The sequence below is a fragment of the Oligoflexus sp. genome (assembly GCF_035712445.1).
In the GTDB taxonomy this organism is placed as follows: domain Bacteria; phylum Bdellovibrionota_B; class Oligoflexia; order Oligoflexales; family Oligoflexaceae; genus Oligoflexus.
On sequence record NZ_DASTAT010000055.1, the window covers coordinates 36,565 to 52,480 of the forward strand.

Here is a 15,916-nt window from a genome sequence, read left to right on the forward strand (position 1 = left end):
AAAAGCCAAAGGACCCGGGTGGATAAACCCTGCTTTCAAGACGCCGGATAAGGGAGCCGAATGAATGGTAAGGACTGCAAGGCATTGAGAGGACACCATGACCATCGACGAGGACATTTTGCATGAAGTTCAGCAAAGTCTAGGCCGCTGCGCCAACCACAGCAGCTTTTTCGATCGCTTTGGCTCCAACTTCAAGGCGGGTCAGAGCCCCGTGGGAGGTCGGCAGCCGCGACTCTTGAAAGACGACCTGACAAGGCTTCTGATGTGCGCCAGGGACCCCGATTTCGCATCCCGGCCAGGGGCGGTCGCGCTCAACGTTCCCCCGCAGCTCTCACGTTTTTGGATTGATGCCCTGATGACGACGGTTCGCGAATTCGACGATAAGTTCACGCCGGAACTGGAACGCAAGTGGCGAACGGTTCTGATCATGGGGCTGGCATCTTCGGGTAAGGTTAAGCTTCCTGCTTGAGGCGGATCACAAACCTGGCGCCACCCTTGAATTCCTTATCAAGGGTGATCGAGCCGCCGTGATCGTGAATGATTTCCCGCGCAATATAAAGGCCGAGGCCCGTGCCCTTGGACTTGCCGAAGGTGGCAAAGGGCTGGAAGAGCGTTTTGGCGAGTTCCGGGGGAATGCCTGGACCGCTGTCGGTGATTGCGATTTCCACCCACTGGCCGTCCACTGGCTGCGATGCGATGCTGATCTGCCCGCCGGCTTTCAGGATTTCCAGCGCGTTATTGGTCAGGTTGAAGATCACGCGCATGAGCTTGGCCTTATCCACCCGGACGTTCCCCGGATAATTGAAGCTCGTGCTCAGGGTGACCTTATGCCTTTCCGTTTCGGCCTGCAGCATGAATTCGATTTCATTCAGCACTTCGTTGAGGGGCAGAATTTCAAAGCGGAATTTCTTCTCGCCCCGCGCCACGCTCAGGAGTTCCTCGACCATCGTGATACAGCGATTGGCCTGATTCCGAATGATGGTGCAGACGCGTTCCACCTGGTGTTCCGACATCTGATCGCGACTGCCGAGCAGCTCGGCGCAGCCGATGATGGCCGAGATAGGGTTTTTAAGGTCATGGATAATGGTACTGGCGACCTGGCCGATGGCGGCGAGGTTTTCCGAGCGCTTTTTCTCTTCGATCAGCTGCTTGCGCATGATCAGCGAGAAGATCTGGGCGCCGATGATCTGCATGAAGGCAAGGTCTTCGTAGAGAAATCCGCCCGGCTTATTGAAAACTTCCAGGATGCCATGATTGATATTGGTATTGTGCAGGTCCATGGACTGATGAATGGGTATCGCGAGAAGGTTATTGAGCGGCGTGTCCACCTGCTGCGTGACCTGCTCCAGGTAACTGTCGTTCCTGCTGAGGCTGTTGACGATCACAGCCTTGCCTTCCTTCAGAAGGTTTTTCAGGTAAATGCTGTCGAGTTCATCGCGCGTCCAGTGGCTTACCTTACGGCCTTCCTCGACCTGCGCGGCATAGGCTTCCCAGCTCTTGTTCTCGCTTTGAATCATAAGGCAGCCGACCTTGGCGCCCACCGCGGCCACGGCCTTGCGGATCACGGCGCTGATGAAGTCGTAAAGGTTGGAGGATTCGTTGACGGCTTTTTCCAGTTCGCGGATCACTTCCAGCTGATCGAGCTTTTGCTTCAGCCGAACCTGGGTATTGGAAAGATCGCGGATGATGCGGGCTTTTTCCTGGTAAAGGTAGGCGGATTCGATAGCCACGGCAGCCTGCGAGGCGAAGGCGATGCTGAAAGTCTCGTCAGCCGGTTCGAAGTCGCCATCATGTTTATTCAGGAGCTGAAGGCAGCCTATCGTCTTGCCATCCAGGTTCGCCATCGGCACGCAAAGGATATTCCGGGTGCGATAGCCGGTGGAACGGTCCACATCCGGGTTGAAGAGAGGGCTGTTGTAGGCATCGGGAATCAGAATGGTCTGACCCAATTCAATGGTCCGACCAGCCACCCCTGCCCCACGCGGGAAACGGATGATTTGGCTTTCGCCCAACTGGACCTTCGACCAGATTTCATCCCGCTCCTCATCCAGCAGGAAGATACTGCAGCGGTCAGCATTCAGCGCCTTGCGGCCCTGGTCGGCGATATAGACAAGAAGGTTGTCCAGGTTTTTCTCAAGGCCCATGAAACGACAGACATCGAGCAGCTTCAGGAGCTGATCGAGACTCGGCATGTGCGAGTCGCTGAGTCTTGGGACATTTAGAATCTTGGCTTCTGACATGAATGAGCTTCCTCGTGCCTATCTCCATTCTTCCCGACTGCAAACAAAAGAACCAGAGGTTAAAAGTTCCCAGCTGCCGCCCTCATGCTATAATACGCCCAAGGCAGCGAGGAGTTTACGCATGCGCATGATTCTTGGTTTTTTCTGCAGTTTCCTTCTGGCCGTTCCGGGGGCGCGCGCATCCTGCGATGCCTACAAAGAATATGTAACGGCCTATCATTATCTTCTGGATAAAAAAGCCATAGCCTTCACCAAGGATCAGGCCTCACGCACGGCCATGAGCGTGGCCAAAGGCTGTGATGGCTCGGCAGCCCGCTTCATTCGGGTCTTTGACCTGCTCATCAATGCCCGGCTGACCCTGGATAACGCCTCGAATATTGCCCAGGAGATCGCGCGCCAAGGCGATGATAGCGCGGAAAATTTCGTGGAGGTTTTCAAGGCGGCCTATCTGGAAAAGTACCTCGATCTTTCCCTTCAGGATGCTTTGAACCTCGCCCGCTCGCTCAGCGGCAAAGGTCCCTGGATTCGGAGGGACTATGGGGCGATCGTGGATTTTTGCTTAAGCCCCAAGGGCCTCGGTCTTTCCAAGCCGGATTGCGCGACCCTGGCCCGTGATCTGACGCTTATGGGCGAAGACGAACCCGCGCGTTCATTGGCGGAACGTTTTATCGAGCTTCTGGAATTTTTGAGAAGCCACAAGGAAGGCCCCCAGCTGACCACGGGCGACGCCCTGGCTCTGACTCGGGAATTGATGGCGATCAGCCCGGATGCGGGACGCAATTTCATTCCGGGCTATAAGTTTGCGCGCGATAAAAATGAACTGGGGCTCGATCGGGTGAAAGCCGTGGGCTTCGCACGGCAGCTGACCATGTTCACCAAACCTTCGGACTCAGAAGCGAAGTGAGTAGGCAAAGCCCGGGACCCAGCTGATCCTGGGCTCCAGCGGCTGGGCGTGGGACACTTCGGGCAATAAAGTCAGCTCCGCCACAGGCCCGTAAATCCGCTTTTTATAGTCCTGCTGCTGATCGTAGTTGGTGATCCAGGGATGATCAAAGACCAAAGGCAGGAAAGCCATGACAGCCGCGACTCCGGCCACGGCTTTCACCTTGTCGTTTTCTTCCGGTAAAGACGTGATGGCGATCGCCCCGGCGAAATTCGTGAAGGCTGCGATATATTGCACGCGACGCATCACATAGGCGGGAAAATAGAGTGCCTCCTCTGCCCGTCTTTCCTTGGCCAGGCTTTGTTCCTGGGTTTTGTCACCAAGGGCCGCGATGTCCTGCTGCGCTGTGCGATAAGGCGTATACATCGCCCCTAGACCGAAGGTCCCGACCAACCAACCCAGGCCGATTCCCGAGGCGATGGCCGCGGCTTCCTTGCTTTTTGCCTCTTTCATACTCATGGCGCTGGCTCCGGCGAGGAGCGTGAAAAAAGCAGGGGCCTGCAAAACGAAATGGGTCCGCGCGCGTGACTTGCTTTCCTGATTGGCAAGCGTCGCGAGTCGCTGGCTGGCCCGCGGCACCACCAAAAGCTCGGGATACTGATAGCCTTCCTTGGGCGCTGGAGCCTGGGCCTGAAGCGGTCCACCGCCGAAGGCGAGAAGGAGCCCCAGGGAAAAAATTCCAGCTTTTGAATTTTTCATACACGCTCCGCTTGCTGTCAGGCTCATTCACGAAGTAGCATTTCTACTTGTTACCAGGATAAGTTGTCCATACCCCAAGATCAATGTTCTTTTACCCGGAGCACGTATGAAGACGCGTCTTGAATGGATCCTCTTAGCAAGCCTTTTCAGTCTTCCGGCCTGGGGCGCGGATAGCGATCATACGGCAAAGATCACGCGGTTTTTCGGCAAAGCCCAGATCCTGTCGGGACCTTCGGCTAAAAAAGCGGGACAGCCTCCGCATGTTCTTTTCGAAGACCTTTATTATCACGTCGAACCGGCGAAACTGGGTTCGGAAATTCCGCTCGGCAGCGTGATCCAGACCAGTGAAAAAACCATGGTCCGGCTGGTCTATCCGAACGGTGATCAGATCATGATCTCGCCCTCGTCTTCCTATCGGGTCGCGCTGGAAACCAAGGATGGCAAGGAAAAGCCGATTTCCGAGCTGATCTATGGGAAATTTCGCGCGGTGATTTCCAAGGAAGGCCCGCGCAAGGAATCCGAGGTTCGCACCCGCACCATGGTCATGGGGATCCGCGGAACGGATTTTCACGTCGCGGCCTTCTCCGATCAGGGCGGTTCTGTCGTTTCCGTTCTGCGCGGAGCCGTCGCCGTCACGCCCCAGATCGCCCAGGCCGGCGCCCAGCCCCAGACCATCGAAGTCAAAACCGGCTTCAGCGCTGCGATTCCCAACCAGGACAAGGCTCCTGTGAAAGTGGCCGCGACCGATAAATACGATCTGAAGGTCATCCAGGACAGCGTGAGCTTCACGAAAAATCAGCCGGCCGAAGCCCCCGCCGACCCAGAAACGCAGAAGGAGATTGCTGCGCTGGAGCAAAAGGCCGTGGAGTCGACCAAAAAAGATATCCAGAGCGGTGACCCTGAGCTTTACAAAAAAATCCAGGCGGCCGAGGCGGCCGGTAAAAAGATCGAAAGCGTCGAGGTGCTGCAGGCTGTGACCCTTGAAAAAGCGCTGGTCCGCGCGCCGGAACCCGTGGCCGAGAAAAGGGAGGCTTTGGAAAAAGCCGGCATCCTGAAAAAACCGGCGGCGCCCCCGCGCAAACCCACCGGTCAGGAATTGGATGAGCTGGAAGGCGGTATTTACGACAAATACTTCAAGCGCTGAACCATGCTGGAAAAATCCTCGCTTCGGCATAAATTGAGTCTCGTCACGCTTTGCCTTCTGGTCATTGCCGCCAGCTACTATGCGATGTTTCAGCACTATCGGTCGTTTCGCTTCGCCAGGACCGATACGGATCTGATCTATCGCATCGAAAGTAAATTGCTCGACTACAGGCTCAAACTCCGCGGTCCCATCAAGAGTTCGGGACGCGTCGGCATCCTGGCCATTGATGAACGCTCGATTGCGGAATTCGGGCGCTGGCCCTTTTCCCGCCGCTATTACGCGCAGGCCTTCGCCAACCTTAAAAAACTGGGCGTGCAGTGGATAGGCTTCGATGCGATCTTTTCCGAGGCGGAACGAACGGCGAACGAAGATTTCCAGCCGCTCTTTCAATCGCTCGCGACCGACAAAAGACCGGCGAATCTTCAAAGGAATCTGCAGCTCTACCTGACCATGCAGAATCAAAGTCCTGCGGATCTCTCTTTCCAAAAATCCCTGGACGAATTTCAGAGCATCACGCTCGGCTATCTTTATTATGGCCACCCGCGTGAGGCGGAACGCAATCGAAAGCCGGGTGAAACCGCGTTTCCCGAACTCGCGCGGATGGCGGAAGCCTCCCAGATCATGGCGGATGTCCCCCCGGGCCGGACGCTGCATGACTATCCCGAATTAAGCCGGGCCTATGGCCTCGTCGCCAATACCCCTGGCCTGACCGCCGCCGGTCGCCATTTCGGTTTTTTCAGCAATGACAATGACAGCGATGCGATCAACCGCTGGATTACGCTCGTGGCCGATGTGGATGGCCAGCTCATGCCGTCTTTGGCCTTGAAAACGGCGGCCGAGCACTTGAACCGTGAAATTTTCGTGGTGTTTGATGAATTCGGCGTGGAAACCGTGGCCCTGGTCAGTCGCGACAATCCCGAGGATGTGCAGGATATCCCGATTGATATCCGTGGTGCCGGCCGCATGCTGATCAACCCCATCGGCCCAGGCGGATCGTTCAAACACATCAGCCTCGCCGATGCCTATGCGAATAATTTCAGTGACAAGGATAGGAAGTTCTTAAAAGGCTCGATCCTGCTTCTCGGCGGAACCGCGGCAGGCACCAATGATGTACGGCCCAACGCCTTTGATGCGGCGATTGACGGCGTGGAGAACCACGCGGCCGCCATCGATAACATCATCAGCGGAAACTTTTTGAAGAGACCCGTTTCGATCTATAAGACCGAACTCCTGATCATCCTCGGCGTGGGGATGCTGTTTGCGCCCCTGATGGTCTATGCGCATGCGCTGATGTCGGGACTGGCCGTTCTGCTCTTTGTCGTGGGATACTATTACCTTGATAAATACCTTTGGTTTGGTCGCGGAATCTGGACCTTTATCGCTGTGCCTTGCCTTGAAATCATTGCCATGGGCTCCATCACAACGATCTACAAATACATGACCGAGGAACTGGAGCGTAAAAAGCTGAAAGGCGCCTTCCAGCATTACCTCAGCCCCGAGGTCATCAATCAGATGCTGGAGCATCCCGAGGAAATGCAGCTCGGTGGCGTGCGCCGGGAGCTGACCGTGCTCTTCTCGGATGTGCGCGGCTTTACCACCATCTCCGAGTCCCTCTCGCCCGAACGCCTCTGTGAACTGATGAACGATTATTTCACCCCAATGACCTCATTGATTCTGAGAAGCGGAGGCGTCCTCGATAAATATATAGGTGACGCGATCATGGCCTTTTGGGGGGCCCCGGTTCCCCTGCCCCATCACGCGGACAGCGCGGCTCAGGTGGCTTTGGATATGCTGCGGGCCTTGGATAAGGTTAAGGAGGACTTTAAGAACAAGCAGTTTCCCCCGATCGAAATCGGCATTGGGCTCAATACAGGACCGATGTCGGTGGGTAATATGGGATCGAACGAACGCTTCACCTACACCGTCATGGGTGATGCCGTGAACCTCGGATCACGTTTGGAAGGCCTGACCAAGGACTATGGTATTCAGATTATGATCAGCGAATACACGCAGAAGCAGCTGACGCCGGGTCGGTTTTTTACGCGGGACTTGGATCATATTCGCGTGAAAGGGAAGCTGGAGCCGGTGCATGTTTTTGAATTGATGCGGCCTGAAAGCTTCCGCTCGCTCCAGGACCTGCAGTCCTTCATGGAACACTTTCAAGCCGGACGGCAGGCGTATCAGGCCAAACGCTGGGACGAGGCCATCCGCAGCTTCAACGCCTGCCTTCTGCAGCGGCCTCATGATGGAGCCTCGGCGCTTTATGTGGAGCGCTGCACGGCCTATCGCGATCATCCGCCGATAGAAAACTGGGATGGGGTTTATACCTTCAAGCACAAGTAAACGTCAGGATGCCCGGCGTCGCACCCCAGGACTTGAACAGGCCCTCACGATGCGCTCCGGCGCCGCTCCTGAATAATCTGCCCCAGACGTTGGATGAAGGGCTCGACGTCGAGGGGCTTTTCAAAATATTCGGCCACATTCAGCCGGCGCGCCAGCTGATGAAAACCCTGGGGAAAGGCGCCGGTGATCACGACCACAGGTGTCCGCACGCCCTGCTGGGCTAAAAACTCGATCAGTTGAAAGCCGCTGAATTGCTTCACATGGATGTCGGTGATAATCGCATCAAAGGTCGCCGTCCTGAGGAGCCGCAGCGCTTCACGCCCGTCATCGGTCGTGGTTACGCGAAATCCCGAGGCCTGGAGCGCCATCATCAGAACTTCGGCCAGACGTTTATCATCTTCCATCAAAAAGATGTGCGGCCGATTCAAGCTTCGCTCCTGGACCACCTCGCAGAGACTTTGCGCCAAGGCCGCATCCCGGCCTTCATCGACCACGGCGTGCTTGAGCCCGAACTCCAGAAAGCCTTCGATGCGCGGCGGCTCACCCCCAGGCGCCAGCCCGACCAAGGGCACGGACCGCACATCGACCTGGAGCAAGAGTTTTTGCAGGAAGGCGCGTTGCTCCGCTTCCGGGGCATCCAGATCCACCAGCAGAAGGTCAGGCGCATGCTGCCTGACGAGCTGAATGGCATCCAGAACGTTTCCGGCCGGCCAGACCTTAACGTCCTGGAGTTTCATGCGAAGGGGAAGGCTCTGACGCCTTGCCGTGTGCGTTGTGAAGTAGACGAGAGTCGCGGTCATGAAGCTTCCTGCGTGCAGTAGTTAAAAAACGTCGGCTCCCGATGATCACGAGCGGGAAAGCCCACCAAAAGCCGGCTGCCGCATTGTGCCCCGTGACAACGCCACAGCTTGTCAGATAACGCACATCTTCGGATTCACTCGGCTCGGGATACAGAAAACTCACACCCGCCTTGTCATCCAGGGCAAGGTTCGCCGAGTCATCCAAAGAAGAATAAGACATGATCGAGCGGTAACTGCTATGCGGGTGACCGAGCCCGAGGCAGTGCCCGAGTTCATGCACCAGAGTCCGCAAAAGCGATTTCGCCGACACGCTGCTATTCGACACGCTGATGTCGCAGTCATGAATCACATGCGGATCGCTTTCAAGCGCCGTGGGATCAGGATCGCTCGTCATGAAGCTCGGCAGGGCCGCGGCAGCGACGGCCTGGGAATCCTGGGCCTCCACCACGATGGAGAAGGTTTCGTCATTTTCGTCGATATGAGCGGACGCATCCTGCTGCAGATTCAAGACCACATAGGCGGTCGGCACGCTGTTCCAGGTATTCATCGCGCGGGTTAAAAGCGCAGCCATGAGATCCTGGTCACTGGAATCGGCGAAGCTGCCATCGAGCACATCCTCCTTCTCCGTAAGTTCCGGCGCATCCCCATTCCAAAGGAAGGTCACCGTCGGTTGATCAGGATTCACGGGAAGCCGCGGTTTCAGCTGGCTGATATGAACGAAGGCGAGGGCCGGCGAGCTTATGAAAAAGAGCGCGAGCAGAGTTTTATAACGCATAGCTAAGCCCCATGCGGAACGTGTAAGGGAACTGCCAACCGTAATTGCCGACGCCGATCACCTGCCGATATTCCACCTGGTAGCGAAAACTCTTCAGAAAAGGGCTCGATTCATAACCATAGGCATGATCCACGCCGACGCCGGGTCCTGAGCTGGTGACGAGCAGACCGCCGCCCAGCGCCGCATAAAAGCCTCCGGCATAGAACCTTTGCCCCCAAAGGAGCCCCGGCACGAGGCTGACGAGCCACTCGCGCTGTGAATCGGTTACATAGGTGAACTGCCAATCGACGGGACTGGCCGGTGGAATGGAAACCGGATTCGATCCCCCTTGTCCGATCGAAGGCGGGCCGATGAGCACGTGCAGGGTATCCGCGAACGAAGCCTTCGGCATGAGCGCCAGGATCAGCAGAAACCGCTTCATAGAGCCACCTCAGCACCCAGAGTGAAAATGGATTTCCGCGCGGTGGTCAGGAAGAGAAAGGCAAAGCCCGCAGCATAGATCTGGGAATTCCACTCGGCGTTCACGCGCCAGCGTTCTTCGCTCCAGATCGTATAGCCGATGCCCAAACAAAGTCCTATGTTTACATCATGGACGTCTTGCTTGGATTCACCCGGCGGATCATAGGATGTATAAGCATCCATAATCGTGACACCAAAGCGCGCGGTCAGCTCGGGCCAGGGAAAAATCTTGATCAGCTCGTCGCGGCTGAGCATGGTCGTCGTTTCCAGAAAGGAACCGAAGCGCCGCCCGGTAAAATCCAGGCGATAGCGCGTTCCATCATCCAGCCCAAGACCGAACTGGACGGCAGGATGCAGAAGGAAATCACCCTGTTCCATGACGCTCTCGCCCGCCTGCAGCCAAACTCCAGCGTGGGCCCAGGTCGCACTGATCATCCAAAGCATAAGGCCACGCACAAGTGTACGAGGGAACATTCGTTCCTCCTGGGACTGGGCTTTTCCGGAAAGTTATACGTTTCAGCATAATGGTTTGGGCGAGGTGGCGTCAACTGAGCGAGACCATTCGGCTTTGAGCCTTGCTGAGAAAGGGGTTCAAGAATCAAGGACGGATCGCCGAAAAGACTCCAAATTTTTTATCAAGTTTGGAATCCCAGGTCCTGTTCTAAGCTGGGGTTGACAGCGGGGTGAACGCCTTTTCATAATGATAGACGTATCACCCCAGACCCAAACCGAAAGGAAGCTGCCTATGCGCGCCAAGATCCACGATTGCCCACGTTGTGGCAACGCCGCGAGGCTCGAGAAGCGGCCGTTCAGCGATCAGGCCCTTGCCGCCCTGGTGACCTGGGGGGACATGGATCGTTCTCTGGTCGGACAGGCGATCTGCGAGGAATGTTACACAGAGATGCGTGACATCCTGATCGAGCGCTGTGAAGACATCAAGAAGATCGATCCCAAGACTTTGACCAAAGCCAGCTGATCGTGATGGGGTTTTCTAACCCCATCCTGCCGCCCCCTTTCCATTCCGCTCCGCATCACGGATATGTGATGACAGCCTTTCGTCTTTCCCCTATACAATTTCTTCAGCTGTCACATGAAAGAGGGCCACACTATGGACGCAACGACCATAACCTGTCAATTTGCTCCCGTTTTTCCCTATCGACCCGAGCTGAAGCGCAAGAAGCCTCAGGTGCCTCAAGGCCCGCGCGGTTTTCCGCCCAAGGAAGACGGCTGGATCGTGGAATTTGAAAGCTTTGATAGTTCCGATCGGAAGGCGCAGATTTTCGGACATCTTTTCCGCCCGGAAAAGGTGAAGCCGGAGCTGGCGCATCGGGCGCTCGTGATCCTGCACGGACAGGGCGAACATAGTGGGCGTTACATCCATTGGCCGCATTATCTGAAGGATGATGTCGGTTCCATGTATCTCATCGACCACCGCGGGCACGGGCATTCCACGGGCATTCGCGGCCACGTCGAGGACTTTGATTTTTATGCGGACGACGCGGCGGCTGCTGTGCGGCGCTACTATAATTATCTGATGGCGAAATATGGCAAGGCCGAGATTCACCTTGTGGGGCATAGCATGGGTGGGCTCATCGCCATGCGGGCGGCTCTGCGTTACAATCTGCCCATCGAATCGCTCATCCTCAGCGCGCCGATGGTCGAGCTGGGTTTTCCGGTGGGACGGGCCAAGGAATTTGCGGCCGGAATCTTGAACAAAATCGTTCCCTACCTGCCCCTGCCCTCGGAACCGCTGGGGGATTTGATTTCGCGCGATCCCGCGGTGGTGGAGCACTATAAGAAAGATCCTTTGAATCACGGACTGGCTTCGCCCGGTTTTTATTTTTCCTATCTCACCGCGAAGAAAGACACCCTGCGTCGAGCCAAGGAATTCCGGGTGCCTGTCCTTGTGCTCCTGCCGATGGCTGATCAGGTGATCAACCCCGAGGGGACCGAGGAGCTTTATCGGGCGCTGGGTGCGCCTGAGAAGAAGATCATTCGCTATCCTGGGCTCTATCATGAAATTTTCAACGAGCCGGAAAAAGATCGGGCCTTCGGCGATCTGAAGGCCTGGCTCAAAACCCATCATGCGAAGGGCGAGACGAGCGCCGAAGCCTGAGCCCTCCCCCCGATCCCGGGCGCAATCCCACGGCGCGCCTGGGTAAATTCCTTAATACCCTTTTTAACTCATTGAATTTATTGATGTTTCGCTTTCCGCTTTGATCATTTGGCCGGCTGGTCGAAGAGTATTTTAAGCAGCGCGAGAGTTATCGGGACTCTCCGGCAACCAGAAGGAGGCAACATCACCATGAGTCATCATTCCTGGCGTCAAGTCCCGAGCGAAGGTCCACCTTAGGGTGAAGCTGCTTTTTGCAGCTTTTCTGGAAGAGGTTTGATCATCAACCGATAGAAGGAGTTCATTGTTCAGTTTTTCGATAGAGAGCAGTCCGCGCCGCCTACGGGCCCGTCCTTGATGATGCGCCGTCGTCTGCTGCGGACCCTTGAGGACCTGAATCCTCAGGAGAAACATTCCAATGAATCCAGGCCGCCTGCCATGCAGCGGCCTCTTTCTTTTTCTGCTCCTGATGAAAAGAATTCAGAGTCAGCATAAAGGCTTTGCGCACGGCCGTATTCAGCTCCTCGCAGTCCTTTTCCAGATGCCTTCGTTCAAGAGTCATATGTACGCCTTCCTTCTTTAGCCTTAAAATAAAAGCAGTCTTGTGAAAGGATCCTTTATGCCAGCACGCGAATCACGGGTCAGCCTCATGGCCCTTCGGGAACGGTATCTTTGGCTTTGGCGGCAACTGCAAAAACTGGAAGAGAAGCTCAAGACTCCAGCAGCTCCCGCCCCTTCTGATGAACGCAAGACCCTCTGGGCCCAGCGCATGAAGAAACAGCTGAAACGCTATTGGCCCTGAGACGCCTTGGTCATCATCGGCGCAAGAGTCCCACTTGAAACCTGGGCCTTGCGCAGAAGAGCCTGCAGTTTTCTTTCATAGATCAGAACGCCCAAGGGCGGGCAGAGATAAAAAAGGCGAAAGACCCAGCGGGAGGCCGCCTTTTGCCCGTTTTTTTGCGCCAGCATTTCCAAAAGCCGCCAGAGCCCGAGCATGGATCGACGATAGCGCCCGATGAAAAGAGGATGCCGCAGCTGTTTCAAAACTTCGGGCGACATCTCGATGCCCAGGTAGCAGCCAAAAGCAAAAATTCGATCATGCGCCCACGGCCGGAAACTCCGCCCGAGGCTCGTCAAAGATTCCAGGGCCAACGACCAGGGATCGCGTGAGCCTGTTTCCAGAAGATCGCGACCGAGTTTATAACGATGTTCACGCAGGACCAGCATGCGGTACCGATGGGCCAGCAGATCAGGGCTTTCATTCTGTGGCGAAGGATCTGTCGACAGCGAAGGCTGCGCTGCGGGCTCAGAGACGGCCAGCGTTTGCACCTTATCTTTCCAAAGACCTTTGTAGGCTCCCAGAGTTTTCGCCAAGGCACATCTCCTACATCGTCTTATCTGTATTGGGTTTTGCCGAAAGCTCCATCTCCTGCGCGCGAATGAACTGATCCGGCCCGACGCGCAGCCATGCTCCCTGCATCTCCTGGACTTCCACCTTATGATTGCGGAAATAAAGTCCGAGCACAGGATACTGCTGCCCGGGACCGCCGCGGATTTCCGCTTTTTCCACGCTGACCCGCATCACAGCCGGCAGCTGAATCAACTTCGGCGCTTCCTGCGTGACGAGCTTGCGGAACACAAAACCCCCGCCGGCAACCTGAGCCCAGTCCTGATTGAAGGCCTGCAGTTTCAATTCCAAACCCGGCTCTGCTTTGCGCAGGATCCTGGCCGTGATCAAAGGAAATTCCCGGATATTCGCAATATTCGGACCGACCCAGAAATTCTGATAGCCGGCGGCGGCTGGATCCTGGAACTGCAGCGCATCCGCACTGACGAAGGCGCCCGGTTTCACGCGCAGCCACTGCTTGTCGGTGGTCAGCACACCCTCCAGCGCAAAGCCCGGAGGCAGAGAATCGACGATTTCAAAACTGCCGCCTGGACCCTTCCGCAGTTCGACCGCACGCAGGGTCATTCCTTTCAGAAGATTTTCCTGCTCGCCCGCCTCCACAGGCGATGGCGGCGTCACGGGAGGCGGCGCCACGGGCACTGGCGGCGTTACATTCAAAGGCGCAAGAGGCGCGGCAGCCATGGCCGTCTGTTTCGGGGCATTGCCATTGGCTTTTTTCGTTGGAGTCGATCTTTCGCTCGCGCAGTTGGCTTCTGCAGCCGTTCGAGCCTTTGCGACTTTGCGGCTCGCCGGCTGACTTTGCTGCCAGGCGGTATTCAAAAGAAAACCAAGGCTCGTAAAAATCAGGCTCAGCGCAATCATCGTGCCCATGCCGCTGTGTTTCACGGCGGGGCGCGACGCGGACTGCATCACAGCGGGTGGAGGCAGGGCTTTGGCCTTGAGCGTTTCCTGAGGCGGGACTTTTCGCGCGGGAATGCTGCGAGCCGCCGGTGAAGCCATGACGGCAGCGGCCTGCAGTTCATGCTCCGCAGTGGAACGCAGTTCGTGGAAAGCCCGGGTTTCCCCTTGAATATGCTCCTCGATATGGCGCCGGAACGCATCATACGCAGGATCGGAAAGCTCGCCCTCTCCACTCCCATTCCGTTCCCCACCGAAGATATCGGCCGGATCATCCATGTCGCGCCAACGCTTTTTTTTACGTCCCATGACCCCTCCAACCTCTTCCGTTCAGCCTTTAAGGGCTCCTACTGGCAGTATAACGCGCAAAGAAGGAGCCGGGAGGACTTTGAAAACGGCAGATTTTGCCCGACCAAAGTCGGCAAAACCGGGACCATCAATCCGGCCGCCTTGATTTGAACGCAGGAATAAGGCTAGGATGGGACTCCTGACTAACCTCTCTCATAAAGAATGGCTATGACACTCAATATGCAAGGCCTCATGTCGCAACTTCGATCGTGGAATGATGGATCCCGAAACCTCGCGAAGGAAGGCTGGGATTATCTGAGCCGCATGCCCCGCGGCAAGCATATCTATAGCTATCTGATCGGACGTTATGCGCCTTACACCGGAACGATCGGGGCTTTGATCGAAGAGCTGCGCGAAGGGCATGCGGAAGTCAGTTTGAAGGATAGTCCAGAAGTTCGCAATCATCTGAAAAGCATTCACGCCGTGGCTCTGGCCAATCTTGCGGAATTGACGGGAAATATCGCGCTTTCTTATAGCATGCCTGCGGATGCGCGCTTCATCGTCAGCAAGATGGAGATCGAGTATCTGAAAAAAGCCAGGGGCAAGGTCACCGGGATCTGTGATTGCCCGGTGCCGGACAGCAGTGAAAAGAAAACCTATCTCGTTCCCGTGGAAATCTATGACGAGGGTGAAAACCTCGTGTGCACAGCCGTCCTGCATTCGCTGGTCGGGCCTAAGAAGTAGGCGAAGGGCCCCGGTGGCCCAGTGCCGCCAGCTCGCGCGGAAAACCATAAAGACTGCTGGATCCGCCCGCATGCAGAATCAAAACAGGATGCTCGGGCTCCTTTTCCGCATAGGCCGCGCGTACGCTCATAAAGAGTTTCGCTGAATAGATGGGATCCAGCAATATCCCGGTATCGTGCGCGGTACGCTGAATCTCTTGAAAAACAGCCTGATTCGTCGATCCAAATGAACGCGCGGATAAAGGCTGATGACAGCGGAACGTCGCCTGGGGAATCTCGCAATGAAGCTCAGCCGCGAGTTCCGCACGTCTTGATTCCAAATCCCTTTTGAAGGCCTCTTCACTCCCGGCACAGAGCAAAACCTCACAGGTCGCCCGACTTTTCAAAAGCCCAAGCCCCAGTATCAAAGCCTGCGCGGTCAAACCCGTCCCGGCATCCACCCACAGCTGCGCAAAACTCAGGCCCAGTTCCTTTTCCTGCTGCACGATATCCAAGGCCAAAGTCAAAGCCCCCCAGAGAGTCTCGATCTGCGCCCCACCTTCGCGCACGCAAAAGACCCTGCGGCCCTGCGCCTGGACACGTTCGCAGCGCTCCTTTGCCATATTTTCCACCTGGGGCCAGGCGGAGCGCGGAATCACCTCGATCGTGGCCGCGTGGGACAAAAGGGGCCAGAGTAGATCAGGACCGTGCGGATGACGTGGACTCCCCTCCTTGACCAAAAGCTTCACATCAATACCCAATTCACGTCCGAGGCTTAATAGGCCCTGCAGAAAATGCGAGCGGCTGCCGCCCCAGGCAACCATGACATCGGCCCCGTTTTCCTGCAGCGCGGCCGCCAAACCCTGCATTTTACGCCATTTGCTGCCCAAAGGCCCAAGTTCATCATCGCGTTTGATCCACACCCGCCCGCCCCAGGCCAGAAGCGGATGAATGCGGCTCGTCAGCCAAAAGCCAGACCGCCCCCCGCGTAAAGGGGAATGCTGGAGCTGCCTCTGGATTTTTTCCTGCCATGCCTCACGCAAAATGATGACCTCCGCCCTGATCCGGTGACCTTCGGATTGAAA

At 56.4% G+C, this 15,916-nt stretch carries 18 protein-coding genes; 8 read left to right on the plus strand and 10 right to left on the minus strand.

Annotated elements, in window-relative coordinates; genetic code table 11:
- The first annotated feature begins 97 nt into the window (after positions 1-97).
- On the plus strand, positions 98-469 hold the full coding sequence (locus VFO10_RS11120) for a hypothetical protein (protein WP_325140025.1): 372 nt from the start codon (positions 98-100) through the stop codon (positions 467-469).
- Here VFO10_RS11120 and VFO10_RS11125 read toward each other — a convergent pair.
- The gene (locus tag VFO10_RS11125; RefSeq protein ID WP_325140027.1) at positions 453-2,240 is read right to left on the minus strand and encodes a GAF domain-containing protein; all 1,788 of its coding nucleotides are present in this window, start codon (positions 2,238-2,240) and stop codon (positions 453-455) included. The two genes, VFO10_RS11120 and VFO10_RS11125, sit on opposite strands and share 17 nt — an antisense overlap.
- 121 nt (positions 2,241-2,361) lie before the next feature.
- Here VFO10_RS11125 and VFO10_RS11130 point away from each other — a divergent pair, with 121 nt between their 5' ends.
- Positions 2,362-3,144, plus strand: a complete 783-nt coding sequence (locus VFO10_RS11130) for a hypothetical protein (RefSeq protein WP_325140029.1) — start codon at positions 2,362-2,364, stop codon at positions 3,142-3,144.
- On the opposite strand, the gene VFO10_RS11135 is transcribed toward VFO10_RS11130, so the two are convergent.
- Entirely contained in the window at positions 3,130-3,882 is a 753-nt protein-coding gene (locus VFO10_RS11135) for a hypothetical protein (protein ID WP_325140031.1), read from the minus strand. The two genes, VFO10_RS11130 and VFO10_RS11135, sit on opposite strands and share 15 nt — an antisense overlap.
- Positions 3,883-3,988: 106 nt before the next feature.
- On the opposite strand from VFO10_RS11135, the gene VFO10_RS11140 reads away from it, so the two are divergent.
- Positions 3,989-5,026 carry a FecR family protein gene (locus tag VFO10_RS11140; RefSeq protein ID WP_325140033.1) on the plus strand — a complete coding sequence of 346 codons (1,038 nt, stop codon included), beginning with the start codon at positions 3,989-3,991 and terminating at the stop codon, positions 5,024-5,026.
- Positions 5,027-5,029: 3 nt separating this feature from the next.
- Entirely contained in the window at positions 5,030-7,369 is a 2,340-nt protein-coding gene (locus VFO10_RS11145; protein WP_325140035.1) for an adenylate/guanylate cyclase domain-containing protein, read from the plus strand.
- A 44-nt stretch (positions 7,370-7,413) separates the two neighbouring features.
- Here VFO10_RS11145 and VFO10_RS11150 read toward each other — a convergent pair whose 3' ends face one another.
- The 4 genes from VFO10_RS11150 to VFO10_RS11165 are packed head-to-tail and all read right to left on the minus strand — an operon-like array spanning position 7,414 to position 9,877.
- Positions 7,414-8,169 carry a response regulator gene (locus VFO10_RS11150; RefSeq protein WP_325140037.1) on the minus strand — a complete coding sequence of 252 codons (756 nt, stop codon included), beginning with the start codon at positions 8,167-8,169 and terminating at the stop codon, positions 7,414-7,416.
- Entirely contained in the window at positions 8,087-8,944 is an 858-nt protein-coding gene (locus VFO10_RS11155) for a matrixin family metalloprotease (protein ID WP_325140039.1), read from the minus strand. Before VFO10_RS11155 ends, VFO10_RS11150 begins: the two co-directional genes overlap by 83 nt.
- On the minus strand, positions 8,934-9,365 hold the full coding sequence (locus VFO10_RS11160) for a hypothetical protein (RefSeq protein ID WP_325140041.1): 432 nt from the start codon (positions 9,363-9,365) through the stop codon (positions 8,934-8,936). Before VFO10_RS11160 ends, VFO10_RS11155 begins: the two co-directional genes overlap by 11 nt.
- The gene (locus VFO10_RS11165) at positions 9,362-9,877 is read right to left on the minus strand and encodes a hypothetical protein (RefSeq protein WP_325140043.1); all 516 of its coding nucleotides are present in this window, start codon (positions 9,875-9,877) and stop codon (positions 9,362-9,364) included. The genes VFO10_RS11160 and VFO10_RS11165 overlap by 4 nt, the downstream gene beginning before the upstream one ends.
- 271 nt (positions 9,878-10,148) lie before the next feature.
- On the opposite strand from VFO10_RS11165, the gene VFO10_RS11170 reads away from it, so the two are divergent.
- Positions 10,149-10,379: a hypothetical protein gene (locus tag VFO10_RS11170; protein WP_325140045.1), complete on the plus strand. Its 231-nt coding sequence runs from the start codon at positions 10,149-10,151 to the stop codon at positions 10,377-10,379.
- A 132-nt stretch (positions 10,380-10,511) separates the two neighbouring features.
- Positions 10,512-11,519: a lysophospholipase gene (locus VFO10_RS11175; RefSeq protein ID WP_325140048.1), complete on the plus strand. Its 1,008-nt coding sequence runs from the start codon at positions 10,512-10,514 to the stop codon at positions 11,517-11,519.
- Between the two features lie 337 nt (positions 11,520-11,856).
- On the opposite strand, the gene VFO10_RS11180 is transcribed toward VFO10_RS11175, so the two are convergent.
- Positions 11,857-12,078 (minus strand): hypothetical protein, encoded by a 222-nt coding sequence (locus VFO10_RS11180; protein WP_325140050.1) that lies wholly within the window; start codon positions 12,076-12,078, stop codon positions 11,857-11,859.
- 57 nt (positions 12,079-12,135) lie between these two features.
- Between VFO10_RS11180 and VFO10_RS11185 the strand changes: the two genes are divergently transcribed.
- Positions 12,136-12,318: a hypothetical protein gene (locus VFO10_RS11185; protein ID WP_325140051.1), complete on the plus strand. Its 183-nt coding sequence runs from the start codon at positions 12,136-12,138 to the stop codon at positions 12,316-12,318.
- Here VFO10_RS11185 and VFO10_RS11190 read toward each other — a convergent pair.
- On the minus strand, positions 12,306-12,890 hold the full coding sequence (locus VFO10_RS11190; protein ID WP_325140053.1) for a hypothetical protein: 585 nt from the start codon (positions 12,888-12,890) through the stop codon (positions 12,306-12,308). The two genes, VFO10_RS11185 and VFO10_RS11190, sit on opposite strands and share 13 nt — an antisense overlap.
- A 10-nt stretch (positions 12,891-12,900) precedes the next feature.
- Complete coding sequence (locus VFO10_RS11195) at positions 12,901-14,130, minus strand: hypothetical protein (RefSeq protein WP_325140055.1); 1,230 nt, start codon at positions 14,128-14,130, stop codon at positions 12,901-12,903.
- A 207-nt stretch (positions 14,131-14,337) separates the two neighbouring features.
- Here VFO10_RS11195 and VFO10_RS11200 point away from each other — a divergent pair, with 207 nt between their 5' ends.
- Positions 14,338-14,853, plus strand: coding sequence for a DUF4442 domain-containing protein (locus tag VFO10_RS11200; protein WP_325140057.1), 516 nt, complete (start codon positions 14,338-14,340; stop codon positions 14,851-14,853).
- On the opposite strand, the gene VFO10_RS11205 is transcribed toward VFO10_RS11200, so the two are convergent.
- Positions 14,843-15,874, minus strand: a complete 1,032-nt coding sequence (locus tag VFO10_RS11205) for a pyridoxal-phosphate dependent enzyme (RefSeq protein WP_325140058.1) — start codon at positions 15,872-15,874, stop codon at positions 14,843-14,845. The genes VFO10_RS11200 and VFO10_RS11205 overlap by 11 nt on opposite strands.
- Positions 15,875-15,916: the final 42 nt, after the last annotated feature.